Raw genomic sequence first — 25356 nt, forward strand, 5'->3', positions numbered from 1 at the left:
TTAAGCCGACTATGCTCACGCGCTTGCGAGAAATTGTAGAGAAGGTGGCCGCGGCGGCCAGTCTGACGGATGCGCTGGATCTGCTGGTCAATGAAACCTGTCTGGCGATGGACACCGAAGTGTGTTCCATCTACCTGGCGGACAACGATCGCCGCTGCTACTACCTGATGGCCACGCGCGGTCTGAAAAAGCCGCGCGGGCGCACTATCGCATTGGCGTTTGACGAGGGCGTCGTCGGGTTGGTCGGCCGCCGGGCCGAGCCGATCAACCTGGCCGATGCTCAAAGCCACCCCAGTTTCAAATATGTCCCTCAGGTGAAAGAGGATCGTTTCCGATCCTTCCTCGGGGTGCCAATCATTCACCGGCGCCAGCTGTTGGGCGTGCTGGTGGTGCAGCAGCGTGAGCTGCGCCAGTTCGACGAAAGCGAAGAGTCTTTCATGGTCACCCTGGCCACGCAGATGGCCGGGATCCTTTCACAGTCGCAGCTTAACGCCATTTTCGGCCAGTATCGCCAAACGCGCGTGCGCGCGCTGGCGGCCTCGCCCGGCGTGGCGGTGGCGGAAGGGTGGCAGGACAGCAGCCAGCCTTCGCTCGATCAGGTTTACCGCGCGTCGACGCTGGACACCGCCAGCGAGCGCGAGCGCCTGACGTTGGCGCTGGAAGAGGCCGGCGCGGAATTTCGTCGCTTCAGCAAGCGTTTTGCCGCCAGCTCGCAAAAAGAGAGCGCGGCGATCTTCGATCTTTATTCTCACCTGCTAAACGATGCCCGCCTCAAGCGCGAATTGTTCGCCGAAATTGATAACGGCTCGGTGGCGGAATGGGCGGTGAAGCAGGTGATAGAAGCCTTTGCCGAACAGTTCGCCAAACTGCAGGACACCTATATGCGCGAGCGCGGCAGCGACCTGCGCGCGCTGGGCCAGCGCCTGCTGTTCCACCTCGACGACACCACTCAGGGCGCCACCCAGTGGCCGGCGCGCTTTGTGCTGGTGGCGGATGAACTGACCGCGACATTGCTGGCCGAAGTGCCGCAGGATCGCCTGGTCGGCGTGGTGGTGCGCGACGGCGCCGCCAACTCGCATGCGGCGATTTTGGTGCGGGCGATGGGCGTGCCGACGGTGATGGGCGCCGACATCCAGCCTTCTCTGCTCAGCCAGCGGCTGCTGATCGTTGATGGGTATCGCGGCGAACTGCTGGTCGATCCTGAGCCGGTGCTGGTGCAGGAATACCAACGGCTGATCAGCGAAGAACAGGAACTGAGCAAGCTGGCGGAAGACGACGTCGAACAGCCGGCGCAGTTGAAAAGCGGCGAACGCGTTCAGGTGATGTTGAACGCCGGCCTCAGCCCGGAACATGAACAGCTGTTGGGCGGCCGGGTGGACGGCGTGGGATTGTACCGCACTGAAATTCCGTTCATGTTGCAAAGCGGTTTCCCTTCCGAAGAAGAACAGGTCGCGCAGTATCAAGGTATGTTGCAGCTTTACCCCAACAAACCGGTCACGTTGCGCACGCTAGACATCGGCGCCGACAAGCAACTGCCCTACATGCCGATCAGCGAAGAAAATCCCTGCCTGGGCTGGCGCGGCATTCGCATCACTCTGGACCAGCCGGAGATCTTTTTGATACAGGTGCGCGCCATGCTGCGCGCCAATGCCGGCACCGGCAACCTGGGCATTTTGCTGCCGATGGTCACCAGCCTGGAAGAGGTCGATGAGGCCAAGCGCCTGATTGACCGCGCCGGGCGCGAGGTGGAAGAGGTGCTTGGCTACGCGATCCCGAAACCGAAAATCGGCGTGATGCTGGAAGTGCCGTCGATGATTTTCCTGATCCCGCATTTGGCCGGGCGCGTCGACTTCATCTCGGTAGGCACCAACGATTTGACCCAGTACCTGCTGGCGGTGGATCGCAACAACACGCGGGTAGCCTCGCTGTACGACAGTCTGCATCCCGCGATGCTGCAGGTGCTGAAGCTGATCGCCGAACAGGGGAAAGCGGCCGGGCTGCAGCTTAGCCTGTGCGGTGAACTGGCCGGCGATCCGATGGGCGCGCTGTTGCTGGTGGGCATGGGCTATCGCAATCTGAGCATGAACGGCCGCAGCGTGGCGCGCATCAAATACCTGCTGCGACATATCGACCTTGCCGACGCGGAAGTGTTGGCGCTCCGGGTGTTGAACACCCAAATGACCACGGAAGTGCGCCATTTGGTGGCGGCGTTTATGGAGCGACGCGGCATGGGCGGGTTGATTCGCGGCGGCAGATAATCGCCGCGCGATGTGATTTTTTTACAGAACTTTTCCCGCGCTGCCGGCCCGGACCACGCTAAGCCTATGTTATGATGCGCAACCTCAGCGCGACGCATGTTCGTCGTCTTGCAAACCGCAGCGGCCAATGCTGCCGTTTGCAAGGCGCGAGGTAATGTCCGTCGCCGTTTGGCACCTGCCGCCCCCGCATGGGGAAAAATAACAGACATGTTGTGGTGATAGATGAGCAATAGCTATCTGGCGTTTCCTAAATTTGATCCGGTCATTTTCTCCATTGGCCCGGTTTCTTTGCATTGGTACGGCCTGATGTATCTGGTCGGCTTCGTTTTTGCCATGTGGCTGGCGGTGCGCCGCGCCAACAAGCCGGGCAGCGGCTGGACCAAAGACGAAGTGGAAAACCTGCTCTACGCCGGTTTCCTGGGCGTATTCGTCGGCGGCCGCGTGGGCTATGTGCTGTTCTACAACCTGCCGTTGTTCCTGGATAACCCGCTCTATCTGTTCAAGGTCTGGGATGGCGGCATGTCGTTCCACGGCGGTTTGATGGGGGTGATTCTGGTGATGTTCTGGTTCGCTCGTCGTACCAAACGCACCTTCTTCCAGGTTTCCGATTTTATCGCGCCATTGATCCCGTTCGGTTTGGGCGCCGGCCGCCTCGGCAACTTCATCAACGGTGAACTGTGGGGCCGCGTGACTACCGACACCCCTTGGGCGATGCTTTTCCCAAGCTCGCGCAGCGAAGACGTGGCCCTCGCCGCCGCCGATCCTTCTCTGCTGCCGCTGCTGAACCAGTACGGCGTGCTGCCGCGTCACCCGTCCCAGCTGTATGAACTGCTGCTGGAAGGCGTGGTGCTGTTTATCATTCTGAACCTGTTCATCCGCAAGCCGCGGCCGATGGGTGCCGTATCGGGCCTGTTCCTGATCGGTTATGGCGCATTCCGCATTATCGTCGAAGCGTTCCGCCAGCCGGATGCCCAGCTTGGCCTGTTCGACGGCGTGATCAGCATGGGGCAGATCCTGTCCATCCCGATGGTGGTGGCCGGTATTATTATGATGATTTGGGCGTACCGTCGTCGCCCGCAGCAACAACTGTCGTGAGGGACAAATGAAACAGTATCTGGATTTGATGAACAAGGTGCTCGCCGAGGGCACTCCTAAAGCCGACCGTACCGGCACTGGCACGTTGTCGATTTTCGGCCACCAGATGCGTTTCAATTTGCAGGATGGCTTTCCGTTGGTGACCACGAAAAAATGTCACCTGCGTTCGATCATTCATGAGCTGTTGTGGTTCCTGAACGGCGATACCAACACCGCCTACCTGCGTGACAACAAGGTCACCATTTGGGACGAGTGGGCCGATGAAAACGGCGATCTCGGCCCGGTGTACGGCAAGCAGTGGCGCGCCTGGGGGGCGGCGGATGGTCGTCAGATCGATCAGCTGAGCAACGTGCTCCAACAGCTGAAGCAGGATCCGGATTCGCGCCGCATCATCGTTTCCGCCTGGAACGTCGGTGAGCTGGACCAGATGGCGCTGGCGCCGTGCCACGCGTTCTTCCAGTTCTACGTGGCGGACGGCAAGCTCTCTTGCCAGCTGTACCAGCGTTCCTGCGACGTGTTCCTGGGCCTGCCGTTCAACATCGCCAGCTATGCGCTGTTGGTGCACATGATGGCGCAGCAGTGCGATCTGGAAGTGGGTGATTTCGTCTGGACCGGTGGTGATACCCACCTGTACAGCAACCACATGGAACAGACGCGGCTGCAGCTGACGCGTGAACCACGTCCGTTGCCGAAACTGGTGATCAAACGCAAGCCGGCTTCGCTGTTCGATTACCGTTTCGAAGACTTCGAGATCGAAGGTTACGATCCGCATCCGGCCATCAAGGCGCCGGTCGCGATCTGACCTTAACCGCATCACACCAGGGGCGCAGCGATTGCGCCCCTTTTTTTATCCGCATTGCGCGCCGCGCCGCATTTTATTGTCGCCATTTGTCACTATAGGGAAAACATTGCGCAGCTTGCCGCAAGGCTTGCGCATGCGGCTTTACCACTTTGTTACGGCCCTTACACTGGCCGCATGAACGAAAATACGCTATCGAACATCGATGACCGCCAGCGTGGTATGACGCTGATTGAGCTGTTGGCGGCGCTCCTGATCGCCGGCATGCTCACCGGCTGGGGCGTCGGGCAATGGCGCTATCATCAGCAAGCGCTGCGGCTGGAACACACGGCCCAACAGCTGCTGGCGTTTTTGCTGCGACTGCAGGCGGACGCCAACTGGCGTAACCGCCCGGCGCTGCTGTGGTTCAAGAACGGCACGCCCTGGTGTCTGGGCGGTGGCGTGCCGCCGCCGGATTGCGGTTCAGCCGAAGGCTCCGTTTTTTTGCCGTTTTATCGTGACGTTGCGCTGAGCGGTTATACCGACAAAGAAATCGGGTTTTACGGTTTGCGCAATACTGCGCAGGCGGGGCATATCCAGCTCAGCAATGAGGCAGGCGGCCTGCGGCTAGTGCTGTCTGCCCGAGGGCGGCTGCGTTTATGCAGCGAAGGGCTCCGGATAAGAGGGATCGCGCCATGCTGACTGTCGAACGCGGTTTTACTCTGCCGGAGGTCATGTTGGCGCTGGTGTTCGGCAGCGTGATCGCGCTTGGCGCGGCAAAAACTTACCCGCTGTTACGCCAGCAGAACGTGGCCGTCGGTCAGCACTTTCGGCTGGAGTCAACGCTGCGACAGCTGGCGTTCGGCATTGAGAAAGATCTGCGCCGCGCCGGTTTTTGCGCCGGACAGTGCGCAGGCCGTCCGTTGCTGATCGGCCAGGCATCGGGAGAAGCGGCGGGCAGCTGCGTTATCGTCGCTTACGACATCATCCGCAGCGGGCAATGGCTCACCTCGGGTGAGGATGCAGGCTATTTCGGTTATCGGCTGCGCAATGGCGGCTTGGAAGGGCAGCGCGGCGTAAGCCAATGCGATGGCGGCGGCTGGGAGCGGCTGCTCGATCATGACGAGGTGCGCATCGAACGGTTTCATGTAGCGATAGAACGGGGGGAGCATGGCGGGGCCTTGGCCCGCCTGACGCTCGTGGGGCGCTCCGCCAGCGATACGCGTATCAGGCGCAGTCTGAGCGGGAGCGTCGAAATGGCGGCGCTGCCATGAAGCGGCGCACCCAGCGAGGCGGTAGCACCCTGGTGGCGGTGATGTTGCTGCTGGCGCTGGGGCTGATGTTGCTCAATGCTCAGCATCGGCAATTGGATAACGCGCTGTTACTGGCCGCCGATCAGCAGCGTTACCTTCAGGCTTACAATCAGGCCGCTTCGGCGCTGAGTTGGGGGATGAGCCAGCGTTGGCCGCGCGTCGAGCTGAGTGCAGCGGCCTGGCTATGCAGGCAGCGCGTGGAATTGACGGCCTGCGCCCGGCTGTCTGCCAGAGCGGGGGTGGTGACGGTACGCGGCCTTGGTGAGATGCGCGGGGGGGAGCCGCTTTGGCTGTATCAATGGGGCGTGTTTGACGATGCAGAGGCTGCTGGCAAGGTGCAAGCGCAGCCAGGGGGGCGGTTGGATTTTTGCCCCGAGAAAAGGCTGGCTGACTGCGATGGCTAACGCTCGCGCAGGGCGGCTATCCCGCAACGGCTTCAGCCTACCGGAGGTATTGGTGGCAGCCTTGCTGTTCTCGGTGTCGCTGCTTGGCTTGTTACAGTATCATCAGGTGCTGTTGCAGTCGTTTCAGCGCCAGTGGCACTACCGGCAAGCCTGGGCGCTGGCGCACCAGCAGTTGGAAACGTTCGCTGTCACCGGGCGGCTCGATGCCGAACCACCGCCGGAAGGCTGGCGACGTGAGGCGGCGCTTGACGATGCGGAGAGTGATTGCCGTCGATTGACGGTCAGGGTTCAAACGCCGCAGCGGCAGTGGGCAACGCTGAGCCGTTGGTATTGCACCCGTTTTTGAGCCGGTATGTTTTTTGTTTTAAAGGAGCGTTCATGTTCACGGTTTATCATTCCAATCAGCTGGATTTATTGAAGACGCTGACCAGCGCGCTGATAGCCAGAGATCCGTTGGCCGATCCTTTTCAACAGGAAGTGGTGCTGGTGCAGAGCCCCGGGATGGCGCAATGGCTGCAGATGCAGCTGGCGGAACAGTTCGGCATCGCCGCCAATGTCGCGTTTCCGCTGCCGGCGACCTTTATTTGGGACATGTTCACCCGGGTGCTGCCGGATATCCCGAAAGAGAGCGCCTTCAGCAAGGACGCCATGACCTGGAAGCTGATGTGGTTGCTGCCGGAGATGCTGACCCAACCGGCGTTTGCGCCGCTGCAGCACTATCTGACCGATGACGGCGACAAGCGAAAAATTCATCAGTTGGCCGGCCGGGTCGCCGACCTGTTCGACCAATATTTGGTTTATCGCCCGCAGTGGCTGGAGAGTTGGCAGCGCGGTGAGCGCATCGACGGTCTGGCGGAGGCTCAGCAATGGCAGGCGCCGCTCTGGGCGCGGTTGGTAGAGTACACGCGCGAACTGGGGCAGCCGGAATGGCACCGCGCTAATCTGTACAGCCGCTTTATCCACGCGCTGGAGCAGGCAAAAACGTGCCCGCCCGGTTTGCCGCCGCGGGTGTTTATCTGCGGCATCTCGGCGTTGCCGCCGGTCTATTTGGAGGCGCTGCAGGCGCTGGGACGGCATATCGATATCCACCTGATGTTCACCAATCCCTGTCGTTATTACTGGGGCGACATTCAGGATTACGCTTTCCTGGCCCGCTTGCAGAGCCGCAAGCGTCGTCATTACCATCAGGCGCGTGAGCAAGGGCTGTTTCGCGAGCCGGCCGACGCGGCGCGCCTGTTTGACGCCGAAGGTCAGCAGCAGCTCAGCAACCCGCTGCTGGCCTCCTGGGGCAAGCTGGGGCGCGATCACCTCTATCTGCTGTCGCAGATGGAAGGGGCGCAAGAGGTCGACGCCTTTGTCGATATCCCGGCGGACACCATGCTGCACGCCGTTCAGCGCGACATGCTGGAGTTGGAAGATCATGCGGTGATCGGTATTACCGCGGAAACGCTGGAAAGCAGCGTCAGCAAACGCCCGCTTGATGAGAATGACCGCTCCCTCAGCCTGCACGCCTGCCACAGCCCACAGCGGGAAGTGGAGGTGCTGCACGATCAACTGCTGACCATGCTGGCGCAGGATCCGTCGTTGACACCGCGCGACATCATCGTGATGGTAGCGGATATCGACAGCTACACGCCTTATATTCAGGCGGTGTTCGGCAACGCCCCCGCCGAGCGCTACCTGCCGTTCGCCATTTCTGACCGTAAAGCGCGGCAGGCGCATCCGGCGCTACAGGCGTTCATTTCACTGCTCGATTTGCCGCAAAGCCGCTTTACCTCGGAACAGGTGCTGGCGCTGCTGGAGGTGCCTGCCCTGGCTACCCGTTTCGCCATCGGCGAAGAGGGGCTGCGCCTGCTGCGTCACTGGGTTGGTGAATCCGGCGTTCGCTGGGGCCTGGACGACGATAACGTGCGCGAACTGGATCTGCCCGCCACTGGCCAGCATACCTGGCGCTTCGGCATTACGCGCATGCTGCTTGGCTACGCGATGGACAGCAATGCCGGCGATTGGCAGGGCATTTTACCTTACGACGAATCGAGCGGGTTGGCCGCCGAGTTGGCGGGGCAGTTGGCAGACCTGCTGGCGCAGCTCAGCCACTGGCGGCAAGTCTTGAGCGAAGCGCGCCCGCTCGAGGCGTGGCTGCCGTTGTGCTGGCAACTGCTGGATGCCTTCTTCGCCGCGGATAGTGACACTGAAGTCGTGCTGGCGCTGATCGAACAGCAGTGGCAGCAGGCCATCAATTTTGGCCTGGCGGCGCGCTATCCCGACGAGGTGCCGTTGACCATTCTGCGTGACGATCTGGCGGCGCGCCTTGATCAGGAACGCATCAGTCAGCGCTTCCTCGCCGGGCAAATCAACTTCTGTACGCTGATGCCGATGCGTTCCATTCCGTTCAAGGTGGTGTGCCTGCTGGGCATGAACGACGGCGTGTATCCGCGCACGCTGCCGCCGCTGGGGTTCGATCTGATGGCGCAGCAGGTCAAACGTGGCGACCGTAGCCGTCGCGATGACGACCGCTATCTGTTCCTGGAAGCGATTTTGTCCGCTCAGCAGCGGCTGTATATCAGCTTCATCGGCCGTTCCATTCAGGACAACAGCCCGCGCTATCCTTCGGTGCTGGTCACCGAGCTGCTGGAGTACCTGGAGCAAAGCTATTGTCTGCCGGGAGATGACGAACTCAGCGCAGACGACAGCGCTCGGCGGGTTGGTGAGCACTTGCTGAAGTGGCATGCGCGCATGCCGTTCGCCGCCGAGAATTTCTTGCCGGGCTCGGAGGAGCAAAGCTATGCCGCCGAGTGGCTGCCTGCCGCCGATGGTCGCGGTGCGGCGCATCCGGCGTTCAACCAGCCGCTGCCCGTCGAAGCGCTGCAGCAAATATCGTTGGATGAGCTGCTGCGGTTTTATCGCCATCCGGTTCGCGCCTTCTTCCAGCTGCGTTTGGGCGTCAGTTTTATCCTGGAAGAAACCGAGCTGCCGGACGAAGAGCCCTTCACGCTGGATAACCTCAGCCGCTACCAGTTCAATAGCCAACTGCTGAATACCCTAATCGACGGCGACGATCCCGAACGGTTGTTCCAGCGGGTACGCGCCGCCGGCGGCTTGCCCTATGGCGCCTTCGGCGAAATCTATTGGCAAAAGCAGCAGGAAGAAATGAGCGATTTGGCCGAGCAGGTGCGCGCGGAACGTGCAGAGAGCCATAGCCTTGAGCTGGATATCGATATCGCCGGCGTACGTCTCAGCGGCTGGCTGCATCAGGTGCAGGATGACGGCCTGCTGCGCTGGCGGCCCGCTACGCTGTCGGCGGTGGACGGCATATTGCTGTGGCTGGAGCACCTGGTGTATTGCTGTGCCGGTGGCACCGGCGAGAGCCGCATGTATGGCCGCAAGAACTCCGCCTGGCGCTTTGCCGCGCTGGCGCCAGAAGAAGCACTGGCGCAGCTGGCGGAGCTGCTGGCGGGCTATCAGCGCGGTCTGAGTCAGCCGTTGCTGTTGCTGAACAAGAGCGGCTGGGCATGGTTGAGTCAGTGTTATCTGCCGGAAACGCAGCAAATCGACTGGGAGGAAGACGCGCAAATTAAGGCACGCGCCAAATTGCTGCAGGCCTGGCAGGGCGATCAGCGCATTCCCGGAGAAGGGGAAGATCCCTACGTGCAGCGAGTGTTCCGCCAATTGGATAATGAATATTTGGCGCAAATTCTGGCCGAAACAGAGCGTTATCTGTTGCCGGTGGCGCGGCATAACCTGGGGTAACAATCCCCCGGTGGTGCTGTGCGGCGGGAGGTGGTAAAAATAACAAAGGTTATATTCAACCATTGGGGTAATTCCCGGTCTTACATAACGTACAGGCATATACCCGCCGTGTTTCGGGCCGCACATTGGCGAAGAACCCGGCGAGTACCGATTTGGTTATGTGGTTTTGATGCACGTCGCCAACGTCAGGGAGTGGGCGTAGCGACGTCAGAATAGGGGTTTATTTTGGATATGCGCAGACAGTTGGCCCGTATCGCCGGGCTGGTATTATTGGCTATGTGTTGGGCACCGTTGAGTTGGGCCGCGCAAGGATGGCAACCGCTGGCGGAGAAGATCAACAAGAGCGAACACGATCCGCGTCAGTATGAGGCGATCAAGTTGGCTAACGGCATGACGGTGTTGCTGGTGTCCGATGCCCAGGCACCGAAATCGCTGGCGGCACTGGCATTGCCGGTCGGGTCGCTCGAAGATCCGAACAGCCAACTGGGCTTGGCGCACTATCTGGAGCATATGGTGCTCATGGGCTCCAAACGTTACCCAGAGCCGGAGAACCTCTCCGAATTCCTGAAAAAGCACGGCGGCAGCCACAACGCCAGCACGGCCTCTTATCGCACTGCCTTCTATCTGGAAGTGGAAAATGACGCGCTGGAGCCGGCGGTCGATCGCATGGCCGACGCCATTGCCGAGCCGCTGCTGGATCCGGGCAATGCCGATCGTGAGCGCAACGCGGTGAACGCCGAATTGACGATGGCGCGTTCGCGCGACGGCATGCGCATGGCGCAGGTCGGCGCGGAAACCCTTAACCCGGCGCACCCGAGCGCGCGCTTCTCTGGCGGTAATCTCGATACGCTGAAAGACAAGCCGGACAGCAAGTTGCATGATGAACTGACCGGCTTCTATAAACGCTACTACTCCGCCAACCTGATGATGGGCGTTTTGTACGGTAATCAGCCGCTGCCGCAGCTGGCTGATATTGCGGCGAAAACCTTTGGCCGCGTGCCGAATCACGACGCCAGCGTGCCGCCGATCACCGTGCCGGCCGTGACGCCGGAACAGCAGGGCATCATCATTCACTATGTGCCGGCACAGCCGCGCAAGCAGCTGAAGGTCGAGTTCCGCATCGATAACAACAGCGCCGCGTTTCGCAGCAAAACCGATACCTACATCAGCTACCTGATCGGCAACCGCAGCAAAAACACCCTGTCTGACTGGTTGCAGAAACAAGGGCTGGCGGACGCCATCAATGCCGGCGCGGATCCGATGGTCGATCGCAACGGCGGCGTCTTCGCCATCAGCGTTTCACTGACCGACAAAGGTCTGGCCAAACGCGACGAGGTCGTCGCCGCCATTTTCAACTATCTGAAAATGCTGCGCAGCGAAGGTATTAAGCAGAGCTACTTCGACGAAATCTCGCATGTTCTGAACCTGGACTTCCGTTATCCGTCGATCACGCGCGATATGGACTACATCGAATGGCTGGTGGACACCATGCTGCGCGTGCCGGTTGAGCATGCGCTGGATGCGCCTTACCTGGCCGATCGCTATGATCCTAAGGCGATTGCCGAACGCCTGGACGCCATGACGCCGCAAAATGCGCGCATCTGGTTCGTCAGCCCCGATGAGCCGCACAACAAGACGGCCTATTTCGTCAACGCGCCTTACCAGGTCGACAAAATCACGCCGCAGCGCTTTACGCAGTGGCAGCAGCTGGGCAGCGGCATTGCCCTGTCGTTGCCGGCGCTCAATCCGTACATTCCGGATGACTTCACCCTGACCAAACCGTCGCACGAGTTCAAAAAGCCGGAAATGGTGGTGGATAAACCCGGCCTGCGCGTGCTGTACATGCCGAGCCGTTACTTCGCCGACGAGCCGAAGGCCGACGTCACCGTCGCTTTCCGCAACGCCAAGACCATGGATTCCGCGCGCAACCAGGTGCTGTTCTCGCTGACGGATTATCTGGCCGGCCTCGCGCTGGATCAACTGAGCTATCAGGCGTCGGTCGGCGGGTTGAGTTTCTCGACGTCGCCGAACAACGGCCTGATGTTTAACGCCAACGGCTTTACCCAGCGTTTGCCGCAGTTGTTGACGGCGCTGATCGAGGGCTATTCCAGCTTCACGCCGACGGAAGATCAGCTGGCGCAGGCCAAATCCTGGTACCTGGAGCAGTTGGACGCCGCCGAGAAGGGCAAAGCGTTTGAACTGGCCATTCAGCCGGTGCAGATGGTTTCCCGCGTGCCGTATTCCGAACGCAGTGAGCGCCGTGAAGTGCTGAAGACGCTGACGCTGAAAGACGTGCTGGCTTATCGCGACAGCCTGTTGGCGGAGGCCACGCCGGAGCTGTTGGTGGTGGGCAACATGAGCAAGCAGCAGGTCGACACGTTGGCGTCGACGCTGAAACATCGTCTGGGCTGTACCGGCATCGAATGGTGGCACGGCGAAGACGTGGTGGTGGACAAGAATCAGCTGGCCAACCTGCAACAGGTGGGCAGCAGCACCGACTCGGCGCTGGCGGCGGTCTATGTGCCGACCGGCTACGACGAAGTGACCGGCATGGCCTACAGCTCGCTGCTGGGGCAGATCATTCAGCCGTGGTTCTACAGCCAGCTGCGCACTCAGGAGCAATTGGGGTATGCGGTCTTCGCCTTCCCGATGTCGGTGGGGCGCCAGTGGGGCGTGGGCTTCCTGCTGCAGAGCAACAGCAAGCAGCCGGCCTACCTGTACCAGCGCTATCAGGATTTCTACCCGAAAACCGAGAAGCGCTTGCGCGACATGAGCGAGGCCGATTTTGAGCAGTACAAACAGGCGCTCATCAATGAGCTGAAGCAGCGGCCGCAAACCCTGAGCGAAGAAGCCAGCCGGTTCGCCAACGATTTCGATCGCGGCAATTTCGCCTTCGATACCCGTCAGAAGCTGATTGCGCAGGTGCAACAGCTGACGCCGGCCAAGCTGGCGGATTATTTCCACCAAGCGGTGATCCAACCGCAGGGGCTGGCGGTGCTGTCGCAGGTGAGCGGCAGCGGGCAAGACAAGGCGGATTACGCGGCGCCTAAGGATTGGGTTACCTATCCGAACGCGTCTGCATTGCAGCAGATCCTGCCGCGCAAAGTGGCGACGCCATGACGGAAGTTGCCCCGCAGAGGCTGGAGCCGCTGACGTTACCGCTGTTCGGCGAACGCCTGATCGAGGCGTCGGCGGGCACCGGTAAAACCTTTACCATCGGCGCGCTGTATTTGCGTTTGCTGCTGGGGTTGGGCGGTGAAGCAGCGTTTCCCCGCCCGCTGACGGTCGAAGAAATCCTGGTGGTGACCTTTACCGAGGCCGCCACCGAGGAGCTGCGCGGGCGTATCCGCGACAATATTCACGGGCTGCGTATCGCCTGCGTACGCGGTAAAGACGCAGAATGCAAAAATCTGCTATTTATCGAATTGATGGCTGAAATTGACGATTTGACCGACGCCGCATCGCAGCTGCTGGCGGCGGAGCGGCAGATGGACGAAGCGGCGATCTACACCATCCACGGCTTTTGCCAACGAATGTTGACGCACAACGCCTTTGAGTCCGGCATGCTGTTTGAACAAACGCTGGTGCAGGATGAACTGCCGCTGCGGCGGCAGGCCTGCGCCGATTTCTGGCGTCGCCACTGCTATCCGTTGCCACTGGGCGTGGCGCGTGCGGTCAGCCAGGAGTGGAGCGGCCCGGAAGCGTTGCTGGCCGACCTTTCCGGTTATCTGCACGGTGAAGCGCCGGCGCTGCGTCGGCCGCCGAAGGACGAAGAAACCGTCCTGATGCGCCACGAGCAGATCGTCGCGCGCATCGACGCCATCAAGGCGCAATGGCGGGCGGCGGCGGGCGATCTGGAGGCGTTAATCGCCCAGTCCGGTGTCGATAAGCGCAGCTACAGCAGCAAACACCTGCCGAACTGGCTGAACAAGGTCGGCGAATGGAGCGGGCAGGAGACTCAGGACTACCAGCTGCCGAAGGAACTGGATAAATTTCGCCAGTCGGTGCTGCTGGAGAAGACCAAGAAAGGCGAGCCGCCGCGGCATGCGCTGTTCACGGCGATCGACGAGCTGTTTGATGAACCCTTGACGCTGCGCGACCTGATCATGGCGCGCGCGCTCAGCGAGATCCGCACTTCCATTCAGCAAGAAAAGCGCCAGCGCGCCGAGCTGGGGTTTGACGACCTGCTCAGCCGGCTGGACGGCGCCTTGCAAAGCGGTGGTGGCGAACAGCTGGCACAGGCGATCCGCCAGCGTTACCCGGTGGCGATGATCGATGAATTCCAGGATACCGATCCGCAGCAATACCGCATTTTCCAAAAACTTTACGTCGGCCGGCCCGATTGCGGCCTGCTGCTGATCGGCGATCCCAAGCAGGCGATTTACGCCTTTCGCGGTGCCGACATCTTTACCTACATGCGGGCGCGCTCAGAGGTGAGCGCCCACTATACGCTGGAGACCAACTGGCGCTCGTCGCCGTCGATGGTCGCCAGCGTTAATCACCTGTTTTCTCAGGTAGAAAAGCCTTTCCTGTTCGGCCAAATCCCCTTTATCGAGGTCAGCGCGGCGGAAAAGAACCAAGGGCTGGCGTTTGACCTGCACGGCAAGCCGCAACCGGCGATGCAGTTCTGGCTGCAGCAGGGGGAAGGCGCCGGTGTAAGTGATTACCAACAGCTGATGGCGCGCCTGTGCGCCACGCAAATTCGCGACTGGCTCAGCGCCGGGCAGCAGGGGCAGGCGTGGCTGCAGGGCGGCAAGATGCCAAGGCCGGTACAAGCCTCCGATATCACGGTGCTGGTGCGCAGCCGCAATGAGGCGGCGTTGGTGCGCGATGCGCTGAGTGCGCTTTCTATTCCGTCGGTGTATCTGTCCAACCGCGATAGCGTGTTCGACACCCCGGAGGCCAAAGACCTGCTGTGGTTGTTGCAGGCGGTGTTGGCGCCGGAGCAAGAGCGCACGCTGCGCAGCGCCATGGCCACCGGGCTGATGGGGCTGGACGCGCCGACGTTGGACGGCCTGAGCCGCGATGAGCGCGCCTGGGACTCGCTGGTTAATGAATTCGACAGTTACCGCACGCTCTGGCTGCGCCGCGGCGTGTTGCCGATGCTGAGCGAGGTGATGAAAGCGCGCCAGCTGGCGGAGAACCTGCTGGCCAGCGCCGGCGGCGAGCGTCGCTTGACCGACGTGCTGCATCTGGGGGAGCTGTTGCAAGAGGCGGCGGCGCAGCTCGACAGCGAGCATGCGCTGGTGCGCTGGCTGGCGCAGCAGATCGCCCAGCCTAATCGTCAGTCCGATAATCAGCAGCTGCGGCTGGAGAGCGACCGGCATCTGGTGCAGGTGATCACGATTCACAAGTCTAAGGGGTTGGAGTTCGATCTGGTGTGGCTGCCGTTCGTCGGCAACTTCCGCCAGCAGCAACAGGCGCTGTATCACGATCGCCACAGTTTCCAGGCGTTGCTGGATCTCGACGCCAATGAAGAGAGCCAGGCCTGGGCGGAGGAGGAGCGATTAGCGGAAGACCTGCGTCTGCTGTATGTGGCGCTGACCCGCTCGGTGTACCACTGCAGCATCGGCATCGCACCGTTGTTCCAGGGCACGCGCAAGAAACAGGGCGATACCGATCTGCACCGCAGCGCATTGGGTTATCTGGTGCAGGGCGGGCAAGCCGGTGACGCCGTGTATCTGCAGGAGCGGCTGCAGCAATTAGCGGGCGGCGGTATCGCGCTGTCGCTGGTTGAACCGCCGGATGAAGAACCCTGGCACCCCCAGGCTTCGCTAACCGAGGCGTTGGAGGCGAAAAGCTTTACCCGGCGGATCCAGGATTTTTGGCGGGTGACCAGCTATACCGGTTTGCAACAGCACGGCGCGAGCCTGATGCAGGATCTGCTGCCGCGTCTGGATGTCGACGCGGCCGGTGAGCGCGGGGAAGAAAGTGAGCCAGCGCTTACACCGCATACCTTCCCGCGCGGCGCAACGCCCGGCACCTTCCTGCACAGCCTGTTTGAAACGCTGGACTTCACCCAGCCGCTCGACGAACAGTGGCTGCTGGAACAGCTACAGCAGCAAGGGTTCGCCGAACACTGGCAACCGATTCTGCTGGCGTGGATGCAGGTGCTGCTCAATACGTCGCTCGACGACAGCGGCGTGACGCTGGCGGCGCTGACGCCGCAGCATAAGCAGGCAGAGCTGCAGTTCTATTTACCGATTAATCGGCTGTTGCAGGCGAAGGAGCTCGATTCCCTGGTGAAGCGTTACGATCCGCTTTCCGCCCGCTGTCCGGCGCTGGATTTTCACCAGGTGCAGGGCATGCTGAAAGGCTTTATCGACCTGGTGTTCTGCTGGCAGGGCAAATACTACCTGCTGGACTACAAGTCCAACTGGCTAGGAGAGGACAGCAGCGCCTATACCCGGCCGGCGATGGAGCAGGCGATGGCGGAGCATCGTTACGATCTGCAATACCAGCTGTACACGCTGGCGTTGCATCGTTATCTGCGCCATCGGTTGCCGGATTATGATTACCGACGCCATTTTGGCGGGGTGATTTATCTGTTCCTGCGCGGCGTGGATGCGGCGCACCCGGGCAATGGCATTTTCACCTGTCTCCCCGAGTTTGAGTTGGTGGAGGGGATGGATCGCTTGTTCAGCGGCGAGGCTGCGGCGGCGGAGGAAGGATCATGATCGCACTGCTGGAGCAGGCGGTGGCGCTTGGCGCGCTGCGCCCGCTGGACGTGCAGTTCGCCCGCGTGGTGGCGAACGAAGACGAGCCTGATATTTTGCTGGCCGCCGCCTGCCTGAGCGCAGAGGCGGGGGCAGGTCATGTCTGCCTGATGCTGGAGCAGCTGCAGGCGGACACGCTGTTTGAAGGGCGCCAACCGGCGCTGGCGTTGGCGCTGTGGGAGGCCGTCGGGCGACCGGATAGCGCGCGTTGGCAGCAGCGTTTGGCGGCCAGTGCGGCGGTCGGGGATGGCAGCGGCGCAACGCCGCTGGTACTGCACGGGCCGCGTTTATACCTGCAGCGCATGTGGCAAAACGAAGGTGAAGTAGCGGCGTTTATCGGCGGCGAAGGTGAATCGCTGGCGGTGCCGGAGGAGGCGTTGCGCGCCATTCTCGACCGCTTGTTCGGCACGGCGAGTGACGAACCCGACTGGCAGAAGATCGCCGCCGCGGTGGCGGCTACGCGGCGTATCGCGGTGATTTCCGGCGGACCGGGTACCGGTAAAACCACCACCGTCGCCAAGCTGTTGGCGGCGCTGGTGCAGCTGGATGAAGGCGAACGCTTGCGCATCCAGCTGGCGGCGCCGACCGGCAAGGCAGCGGCGCGCCTGACGGAGTCGCTTGGCAGCGCCAGCCGTCAACTGGCATTGACCCCGGCGCAGCAGGCGTTGTTCCCGACGGAGGCGGCGACGTTGCACCGTCTGTTGGGAGCGCAACCGAACAGTCAGCGCATGCGCTATCACCGTGGCAACCGGCTGCATTTGGATGTGCTGGTGGTGGATGAGGCTTCGATGGTCGATCTGCCGATGATGGCGCGCCTGATTGCCGCGCTGCCCGATCGGGCGCGGGTGATTTTCCTTGGCGACCGCGATCAGCTGGCTTCGGTAGAGGCCGGCGCGGTGCTGGGGGATATTTGCCGTTTTGCCGAGCAGGGATACAGCGATGCGCGTGCCGCAGAGCTGAGCCGCCTGACCGGCTGTTCGATCGAAGGGCGGCAGGCCGACGCGGAAGCGGCGGTGCGCGATAGCCTGTGTCTGCTGCGCAAGAGCTATCGCTTCGATGCACGTTCCGGCATCGGCCAGCTGGCGTTGGCGGTCAACGCCGGCGCGGGGGATCGCGCACTGGCGGCACTAAACGGCAGTTTCGGCGATGTCGCGGGCTATGCGCTGGCGACGAGCGAAGAGTATCAGGCGCTGTTGGATGCCTGCGTGGCGGGCTACCGCGACTATCTGCGGCTGACCGCCGAAGGGGCGGACGCGGCGGCGGTGCTGGCCGCCTTTAGCCGTTTCCAGGTGCTGTGTGCGCTGCGTGAAGGGCCGTTCGGCGTCGCCGGCCTGAACGAGCGCATTGAGCTCGGGCTGCAGCGTGCGGGCCTGATCGACCGCAAACCGGGCGTGCTCGGCCGCTGGTACCGGGGGCGGCCGGTGATGATCGGCCGCAACGACAGCGCACTGGGGCTGTTCAATGGGGATATCGGCATTACATTGCCGGATGAGCACGGCGATCTGCGCGTGCATTTCCAACTGCCCGACGGCAGCATCAAGTCGGTACAGCCAAGCCGTTTGCCGGCGCATGAAACCGCTTATGCCATGACGGTGCACAAATCACAGGGATCGGAGTTTGACCATACGGTTCTGGTGTTGCCGAACCATTTCCTGCCGGTGCTGACGCGTGAGCTGGTCTATACCGCGATCACTCGTGCGCGTAAGCAGCTCTCACTGTACGCTACGGAGACGGTACTGCTGCGGGCTATTCGCACGCCGACCCAGCGCCGCAGCGGATTGGCTGAACGGTTGCAGGCAACGGAATAAGCGATGAACGGGCGCGGCAACGGCCGCGCCCACTGTGATTACAGATCCGCCAGCAGAATTTTGGAGCGGCGCTGGTAGTTGTACAACGCCTGTTTCTGCATCGGCAGCACGTCGACCTCCGCCGGGGTAAAGCCACGTTCCTGGAACCAGTGGATGCTACGGGTGGTCAGCACGAACAGCTTCTTCAGCCCCATCTGGCGCGCCTGGTTTTCTACCCGCTGCAGCAGCATCTCGCCGCGCGAAGAACTGCGGTAATCGGGATGTACCGCGACACAGGCCATCTCACCGATTTTTTCCTCCAGGAACGGGTACAGCGCCGCACAGGCGATGGTCAGGTTGTCGCGTTCGATAATGGTGAACTTGTCGATCTCCATCTCCAGCTGTTCACGTGAACGGCGCACCAGAATACCCTGTTGTTCGAGCGGCCGGATCAGTTCCAGGATGCCGCCGATGTCGTTGATCGTCGCCCGGCGCACCTGCTCGGCGCTTTCCATCACGATTTGGGTGCCGATGCCGTCGCGCGAGAACAGCTCTTGCACCAGCGCGCCATCCTCCTGATAGCTGATCAAGTGGCTGCGGCGCACGCCGCTGCGGCAGCCTTTCACTGCGCCGCGCAGGAAGCGCACGGTGCCGGAATGGTAATCGCCGCCTTCCTCCAGTTCTTCAAGGCGCTTTTGCGCGTCGTTGGGGAACAGTTCGGAAAGGATATTGCCTTCTGCATCGGTCACGCCCTGTGAGGAGCAGAAACCGATCATTTTTTCCGCTTTCAGTTTGATCGCCAACTGGGTGGCCACTTCTTCCGAAGTCAGGTTGAAACTCTCGCCGGTGACTGAGACCGCGACCGGACCGATCAGCACGATGGCGTTGCTGTCGAGTTGGCGATGGATCGCTTCTTCATCGATGCGGCGAATGCGGCCGCTGTGGCAATAGTCGATGCCGTCATCGATACCCAGCGGCTGAGCGATGATGAAATTGCCGCTGACCACGTTAATGTGCGCGCCCTGCAGCGGCGTGTTGTTGAGGCTCATCGACAGGCGGGCGGTGATGTCCAGCTGCAACAAACCGGCGGCCTGCTTGACCAGTTCGAGCGTATGGGCGTCGGTTACGCGCGTGTGCTTGTGGTAGATCGGCTCAGAGTTATGCTGCGCCAGGTTGGCGTCGATCTGCGGCCGTGCGCCGTAAACCACTACCAGGCGGATGCCCAGACTATGCAACAGCCCGATATCGTTGACGATGTTGGAGAAATTCTCGTGTTCGATGGCTTCCCCGCCGAGCATGATGACAAACGTCTTGCCACGGTGGGCATTGATATAAGGGACTGAGTGACGGAATCCTTGCACCAGCTCTGTACTACGTTCCTTCACGGGCAAACCTCTTGTGAATATTTATACGATATTTTTGTATTTTTATTCTTTTATGGCGCTAATGGCAAGTGGGAAATCGTCATGAAGAGCGAGCTAAGGGCGCTAAATCGTTAATAAATTGAAAAACCATAAAAAGATTTTCTGATGACAGGGCTGGCATGATTGGTTAAAGTTTTTCGGCACCCCCATTTTATTGGTGTTTTTTTAACCTGTTGTAAACAGCTATTACTGCCGGAGCCGCATGCCAAACGCTAATCACAATCTGGGCCGCCGTCGTTTATTACAGGGCGTTGCCGCCAGCTGGTTGCTGAGTGTTAGTCGCACGGGCTTCGCCGCGTCGTCGCACGTGATTGCCGTGCGCGTCTGGCCATCCTCCACTTATACCCGCGTCACGCTGGAATCCAACGTCGAGCTGAAATACAAGCAGTTTGCCCTGACCAATCCCGATCGCGTGGTGGTGGATATCGAAGGCGTCCACCTCAACAGCGTGCTGAAAGGTATTGCCGGGCAGGTGCGCGCCGACGATCCGTATCTCAAGCAGGCGCGCGTCGGCCAGTTTGATCAGAATACCGTGCGGCTGGTGCTTGAGCTCAAGCAGAGCGTCAGCCCGCATATTTTCACGCTGGCGCCGGTACCGGAGTATCGCAACCGTTTGGTGATGGATCTCTACCCGACCAAGGGCGGCAGCGGCGGTGAGGAGTATGATCCGCTACTGGCGTTACTGGAAGATTACAACAAGGGCGATCTGGAGCGCACGCTGCCGCCGGAAGCGCCGCAGGCCGGCAAGGCGGGGCGCGATCGGCCGATCGTCATCATGCTGGATCCTGGCCACGGCGGCGAAGATCCCGGCGCTATCGGCAAGTACAAGACGCGCGAGAAAGATATCGTGCTGCAGATTGCCCGCAAGCTGAGCGCCATGATCAAGCGCGAGCCGAACATGAAAGTGTTCATGACGCGCAACGAAGATGTGTTTATCCCGCTCAAGGTGCGTGTCGCCAAGGCGCGCAAGCAGCGCGCCGATCTGTTCGTTTCGATTCACGCTGACGCCTTTACCAGCCGCGCCGCGCGCGGTTCATCGGTGTTCGCGTTGTCCACCAAGGGCGCCACCAGCTCGGCGGCCAAGTTCCTGGCGCAGACGCAGAACGCGTCGGACCAAATCGGCGGCGTCAGCAAGAGCGGCGACCGCTATCTCGACCATACCATGTTCGATCTGATCCAGACCGCGACCATCAACGACAGCCTGAAGTTCGGCAAGGAAGTATTGAATCGGATGGGGAAAATCAACCGGTTGCACAAGAATCGCGTCGATCAGGCCGGTTTTGCGGTGTTGAAGGCGCCGGATATCCCGTCGATCCTGGTAGAGACGGCATTTATCAGCAACATCGAAGAGGAGCGCAAGCTGCGCACCAGCCATTTCCAGCAGCAGGTGGCGGAGTCGATTCTGGCGGGGATCAAGGCTTATTTCGCCAACGGCGGCGCGCTGGCGAGCCGATAAAAGCAGGGCCGGGCGCGAGTCCGGCTATTTTTGCGGATTGCAGATACAAAAAAACACCCGGAAGGGTGCTTATCTGTTGTCATCAAGAGTTGGTTGCGGAGGCCGGATTTGAACCGACGACCTTCGGGTTATGAGCCCGACGAGCTACCAGGCTGCTCCACCCCGCGTCCGTCTTGATGCTGTATTACTACGAAACCACCGTTCATGTTATGCCGCTGGTACGACATTCGGTTGGTTGCGGGGGCCGGATTTGAACCGACGACCTTCGGGTTATGAGCCCGACGAGCTACCAGGCTGCTCCACCCCGCGTCCGATGGATGCGCACTATACTCTCCGTGCGTTTTGTTGCAAACCCTTTTTGCATTTTATTGGCCTAAACCCGTTTTTCTGCTGGATTTGCCCGCAATTTGCCTTCTTTTTCATCACCATCCTCCGTGCGGCTTTTTTTATTTGCAGCGATTCCTTTATCAATGAGCGTTTGTTATCGTTCAGCCGGTAGATCATATCAGTTTGAGAGTGTGCGCGATGAAAGGACGTTGGGGCAAATACCTGCTGGGCGGGTTGTTGGTGGCGGTGTTGGCGGGCTGTTCGTCCAAGCCGACCGATCGGGGTCAGCAATATAAAGACGGCCGTCTGGATCAATCGCTGGAGCTGGTCAATCAGCCCAACGCCAAAGGTTCACCGGTCAACGCCAAGGATTATTCGGATCAGCTGATGGAGATCAAGTACGCGTCACCTTCGCTGTTTAACCGCAACAACAGCACCTATCAGGCGGTGCAAAGCTGGATGGCGTCCGGCGCCGACACGCGCATGCTGAGCCAGTACGGCCTCAGCGCTTACCAGATGGAAGGTGTCGACAATTACGGCAACGTGCAGTTTACCGGCTACTATACGCCGGTGGTGCAGGCGCGCTATACCCAACAGGGCGAGTTCCGCTATCCGCTGTACCGCATGCCGCCGAAGGGCAGAGGCCGCTTGCCGGATCGCGCGGGCATCTATTCCGGCGCGCTTGACGATCGCTATATCATCGCTTACACCAACTCGCTGATGGACAACTTCATGATGGAAGTCCAGGGCAGTGGCTATGTCGACTACGGCAACGGCCAGCCGCTGGTGTTCTTCGGCTACGGCGGCAAGAACGGCCACGCCTATCGCAGCATCGGCAAGGTGCTGATCGATCGCGGTGAAGTGGCCAAGGCGGACATGTCGATGCAGGCGATCCGTCAGTGGGCGGATACCCACAGCGCCGCAGAGGTGCGTGAGCTGCTGGAGCAGAACCCGTCGTTCGTGTTTTTCCGTCCGGAAGCTTTTGCGCCGGTGAAGGGCGCCAGTGCGGTGCCGCTGATCGCCAAAGCCTCGGTGGCCTCCGACCGTTCGCTGATCCCGGCGGGCACTACGTTGCTGGCCGAAGTGCCGCTGCTGGACAACAAGGGTAAATTCACGGGAAAATACGAGATGCGTCTGATGGTCGCACTCGACGTGGGCGGGGCCATCAAGGGCCAGCATTTTGACATGTATCAGGGCATCGGGCCGGATGCCGGCCACTCGGCGGGATACTACAACCACTATGGCCGCGTCTGGGTGCTGAAGAACAACGGTGGCGGTCAGTTGTTCAGCGCCAATCAGTCAAACGGCGGCGGTTCGTTGCTGGCCACTCGGTAAACGCATACGACGTGAAAAGATTGACCCGCAAGGGCCGGATTTTCCGGCCCTTATCATTTGCATTACGAAGGTAATTAAAGCGTTATGAGCACAGCTTATTCGGAAGCCTATCTGCAGCGTTTCGGCGGCACGGCGCGATTGTACGGCCAGCAGGCGCTGGCGGTGTTCGCGCAGGCGCACGTCTGCGTGATCGGTATCGGCGGCGTGGGTTCCTGGGCGGCTGAGGCGCTGGCGCGCACCGGCATCGGCGCCATCACCCTGATCGACATGGATGATGTCTGCGTTACCAATACCAACCGCCAGATCCACGCGTTGCGCCAGCATGTCGGGCAATCGAAAACCGAGGTGATGGCGGAGCGTATCCTGGCGATCAACCCGGAATGCCGGGTGACCTGCATCGACGATTTCATCACCCCGGACAACGTCGCCGAGCTGCTGGACCATAACTTCAGCTACGTCATCGACGCGATCGACAGCGTGCGGCCGAAGGCGGCGTTGCTGTCATACTGCCGCCGCTTCAAGATCCCGGTGGTGACCACCGGCGGCGCCGGCGGTCAGGTCGATCCGACCAAAATCGAAGTGGCCGATCTGGCCAAAACCATCCAGGATCCGCTGGCCGCCAAGCTGCGCGAGCGGTTGAAGCACGATTTCAACGTGGTGAAAAACGGTAAGGGTAAGCTGGGCATCGACTGCGTCTTCTCCAGCGAACCGCTGGTTTACCCGCAGCCGGACGGTTCGGTGTGCGCTTCGCGCAGCACGGCGGAAGGGCCAAAAAGAATGGATTGCAGCGCGGGGTTCGGTGCGGCGACCATGGTTACCGCCACCTTCGGTTTCGTCGCCGTATCGCACGCGCTGAAAAAGATGGTGGCGAAGGCGGCGCGTCAGGCGTAACGGGCGGCGATCGCCTTGACGGCGGAGCCCAAGGCCGCCAGGCCGCTGGCGCGGGTGGCGCTCAGCTGCGCGCGCAATGCCAGACGGTCGAACAGCGCCAGCGGATCCAATGCGGCGATCTGCTGCGGCGTTTTTCCTTCCACTTCGGTCAGCAGCACCGCCAGCAAGCCGCGCACGATGCGGCCCTCGCTGTCGCCATAGAAGTGCAGCGTGCCGTCTTCCAGCAATTGGTGCCCTAACCAGACACGGTTTTCACACCCGCTCAACGCCATTTCTTCACTGCGCAAGGCCTCCGGCAGCGGCGGTAGCCGTTTTGCGAGCATGATCAGCTGGCGGTAGCGGTCTTCCCACTGTTTCAGCGCGCTGAAGGTAGCGATCAAGGCTTCGGCGGTGATCTCTCGGCCAAAAGGATGGGGGGCGAGCATAGTGTCTCCGGAAATCACGTCAGTCGGCCAGCAGATCGAGGGCGTGAGTCAACGCGCTGACCAGCGTATCGACATCCTGTTGTGTATTGTAGGGGGCGAACGACGCGCGCAGCGTGCCGCTGACGCCTAATGCCGCCATCAGCGGCTGCGCGCAGTGCTGGCCGGCGCGCAGCGCAATGCCTTGCTCCGCCAGCAGCGTGACGATGTCGCTGTGGTGTATGCCGGCGACATCGAACGCCAGCAGGCTGGAGCCGGAGCTGCGGAAGCTGCGGAAGCCCGGCAGCTGCGCCAACCGCTGTTCGGCCTGATCCGCCAGCTCGCGGCTGTAGCGCTCCGCCGCCGCCATGTCCTGTTCGCTGAGCCAGGTGAGTGCGGCGGCCAACCCCAGCACGCCGGCGATGTTTGGCGTGCCGGCTTCGAAACAGTGCGGCGGCTTTTGTGGGGTAAAACCGTCGAACGACGCCTGGGTCAGCATCTTGCCGCCGCCTTGCCAGGGGGCCATCTGCGCCAGCAGCTCGGCTTTGCCGTACAGCGCGCCGATGCCGGTCGGGCCATACAGCTTGTGGCCGGAGAAGGCGTAGAAATCGATATCGAGCCGCTGTACGTCGGCCGGGCCGTGAACCACGCCCTGAGCGCCGTCAATCATCACGTGCGCGCCGGCGGCATGCGCCATGGCGATTGCCGGTGCCAGATCCGGGCAGCCGCCGGTGACGTTGGACATTTGCCCCAACGCCAACAGGCGGGTTTTGTCGTTGAGCAGGGCGGGCAGCTGCGTCAAATCCGGCAACCGATCGGCGCCGATGGGCAGTTTCACCACCCGCGCGCCGGTTTGTTCCGCCACCATCAGCCAGGGGATCAGGTTAGCGTGGTGTTCCGCTTCGCTCACCAGGATTTCATCGCCCGGCAGCAGACGCGGGCGCAGGTAGCTCTGCGCCACCAGGTTGATCGCCTCGGTGGTGCCGCGCGTCCAGACGATGTCGTCGGCCGACGGCGCATTGATCAATTTCGCCACCTGGCCGCGTGCCTGCTCGAAGCGGGCAGTCAGATCCTGCGCCGCCCGATGCTGGCTGCGGTGCACGGTGGCGGCGTCATCGCGATAAAATTGCTGCGTGGCGTCGATGACCGCCTGCGGTTTCAACGCGGTGGCGGCGCTGTCCAGATAGATACCATCCTGCGCGAGCGCGGGAAACTGTTGGCGAAAAAGGCTGGGGTTAAAAGGCGTCATACCCTGATTGTCACTGGCTTGAGTCGATGGGTGATCCTGTCCTATTTTGCCGCCGGAGACAAGCGATCCTGCCTATTAGGACTTATCGCCTGGCAAAATTGGAAAAGTTTGTTATGCTATTAAATGTGCGCTTATTAATCGCATCTATACACATAAAAGGTATTTATCAGCA

Annotated in this window: 17 protein-coding genes and 2 tRNA genes; 14 read left to right on the top strand and 5 right to left on the bottom strand. The window is 61.1% G+C overall.

Features of this window, described 5'->3' with window-relative positions; genetic code table 11:
- Nucleotides 1-11: 11 nt before the first annotated feature.
- From ptsP to recD, 11 genes are all read left to right on the top strand, one after another.
- Nucleotides 12-2258 (top strand): phosphoenolpyruvate--protein phosphotransferase, encoded by a 2247-nt coding sequence (gene ptsP / locus QMZ29_RS04455; protein ID WP_043139841.1) that lies wholly within the window; start codon nt 12-14, stop codon nt 2256-2258.
- Between the two features lie 222 nt (nt 2259-2480).
- On the top strand, nt 2481-3353 hold the full coding sequence (gene lgt, locus QMZ29_RS04460; RefSeq protein ID WP_016929919.1) for a prolipoprotein diacylglyceryl transferase: 873 nt from the start codon (nt 2481-2483) through the stop codon (nt 3351-3353).
- Nucleotides 3354-3360: 7 nt separating this feature from the next.
- On the top strand, nt 3361-4155 hold the full coding sequence (gene thyA, locus QMZ29_RS04465; protein ID WP_025304065.1) for a thymidylate synthase: 795 nt from the start codon (nt 3361-3363) through the stop codon (nt 4153-4155).
- A 174-nt stretch (nt 4156-4329) separates the two neighbouring features.
- The gene (locus QMZ29_RS04470) at nt 4330-4833 is read left to right on the top strand and encodes a prepilin peptidase-dependent protein (protein ID WP_147823282.1); all 504 of its coding nucleotides are present in this window, start codon (nt 4330-4332) and stop codon (nt 4831-4833) included.
- Nucleotides 4827-5405: a prepilin peptidase-dependent protein gene (locus QMZ29_RS04475; RefSeq protein WP_261426977.1), complete on the top strand. Its 579-nt coding sequence runs from the start codon at nt 4827-4829 to the stop codon at nt 5403-5405. Before QMZ29_RS04470 ends, QMZ29_RS04475 begins: the two co-directional genes overlap by 7 nt.
- Complete coding sequence (locus tag QMZ29_RS04480) at nt 5402-5848, top strand: YgdB family protein (protein WP_261426979.1); 447 nt, start codon at nt 5402-5404, stop codon at nt 5846-5848. Before QMZ29_RS04475 ends, QMZ29_RS04480 begins: the two co-directional genes overlap by 4 nt.
- Entirely contained in the window at nt 5841-6194 is a 354-nt protein-coding gene (locus tag QMZ29_RS04485) for a prepilin-type N-terminal cleavage/methylation domain-containing protein (protein ID WP_060435075.1), read from the top strand. The genes QMZ29_RS04480 and QMZ29_RS04485 overlap by 8 nt, the downstream gene beginning before the upstream one ends.
- Before the next feature lie 32 nt (nt 6195-6226).
- Nucleotides 6227-9598 (top strand): exodeoxyribonuclease V subunit gamma, encoded by a 3372-nt coding sequence (gene recC / locus QMZ29_RS04490; RefSeq protein WP_261426981.1) that lies wholly within the window; start codon nt 6227-6229, stop codon nt 9596-9598.
- Between the two features lie 231 nt (nt 9599-9829).
- Nucleotides 9830-12718: a pitrilysin gene (ptrA, locus tag QMZ29_RS04495; RefSeq protein WP_197781452.1), complete on the top strand. Its 2889-nt coding sequence runs from the start codon at nt 9830-9832 to the stop codon at nt 12716-12718.
- On the top strand, nt 12715-16275 hold the full coding sequence (recB, locus tag QMZ29_RS04500; protein ID WP_261426983.1) for an exodeoxyribonuclease V subunit beta: 3561 nt from the start codon (nt 12715-12717) through the stop codon (nt 16273-16275). Before ptrA ends, recB begins: the two co-directional genes overlap by 4 nt.
- On the top strand, nt 16272-18122 hold the full coding sequence (recD, locus tag QMZ29_RS04505) for an exodeoxyribonuclease V subunit alpha (protein ID WP_261426991.1): 1851 nt from the start codon (nt 16272-16274) through the stop codon (nt 18120-18122). Before recB ends, recD begins: the two co-directional genes overlap by 4 nt.
- 38 nt (nt 18123-18160) lie before the next feature.
- On the opposite strand, the gene argA is transcribed toward recD, so the two are convergent.
- A complete protein-coding gene (argA, locus tag QMZ29_RS04510; RefSeq protein WP_025304056.1) occupies nt 18161-19486 on the bottom strand; it encodes an amino-acid N-acetyltransferase in 1326 nt (441 codons plus the stop codon).
- A gap of 241 nt (nt 19487-19727) precedes the next feature.
- Here argA and amiC point away from each other — a divergent pair, with 241 nt between their 5' ends.
- Nucleotides 19728-20981, top strand: a complete 1254-nt coding sequence (gene amiC / locus QMZ29_RS04515; RefSeq protein ID WP_004931882.1) for an N-acetylmuramoyl-L-alanine amidase AmiC — start codon at nt 19728-19730, stop codon at nt 20979-20981.
- A 90-nt stretch (nt 20982-21071) separates the two neighbouring features.
- On the opposite strand, the gene QMZ29_RS04520 is transcribed toward amiC, so the two are convergent.
- Nucleotides 21072-21148 (bottom strand) — tRNA-Met (locus QMZ29_RS04520).
- A gap of 65 nt (nt 21149-21213) precedes the next feature.
- A tRNA-Met gene (locus tag QMZ29_RS04525) sits at nt 21214-21290 on the bottom strand.
- 216 nt (nt 21291-21506) lie between these two features.
- Here QMZ29_RS04525 and mltA point away from each other — a divergent pair.
- Both mltA and tcdA read left to right on the top strand, forming a co-directional pair.
- On the top strand, nt 21507-22643 hold the full coding sequence (gene mltA, locus QMZ29_RS04530) for a murein transglycosylase A (protein ID WP_025304054.1): 1137 nt from the start codon (nt 21507-21509) through the stop codon (nt 22641-22643).
- 84 nt (nt 22644-22727) lie between these two features.
- Nucleotides 22728-23534: a tRNA cyclic N6-threonylcarbamoyladenosine(37) synthase TcdA gene (tcdA, locus tag QMZ29_RS04535; protein ID WP_025304053.1), complete on the top strand. Its 807-nt coding sequence runs from the start codon at nt 22728-22730 to the stop codon at nt 23532-23534.
- On the opposite strand, the gene csdE is transcribed toward tcdA, so the two are convergent.
- On the bottom strand, nt 23525-23959 hold the full coding sequence (gene csdE / locus QMZ29_RS04540; RefSeq protein ID WP_049206161.1) for a cysteine desulfurase sulfur acceptor subunit CsdE: 435 nt from the start codon (nt 23957-23959) through the stop codon (nt 23525-23527). The genes tcdA and csdE overlap by 10 nt on opposite strands.
- Before the next feature lie 19 nt (nt 23960-23978).
- Nucleotides 23979-25184, bottom strand: a complete 1206-nt coding sequence (gene csdA / locus QMZ29_RS04545; protein WP_141998858.1) for a cysteine desulfurase CsdA — start codon at nt 25182-25184, stop codon at nt 23979-23981.
- Between the last annotated feature and the right edge of the window lie 172 nt (nt 25185-25356).

Origin of the sequence: Serratia sp. PF-27 (assembly GCF_030053255.1) — a bacterium.
Taxonomy (GTDB): domain Bacteria; phylum Pseudomonadota; class Gammaproteobacteria; order Enterobacterales; family Enterobacteriaceae; genus Serratia; species Serratia bockelmannii.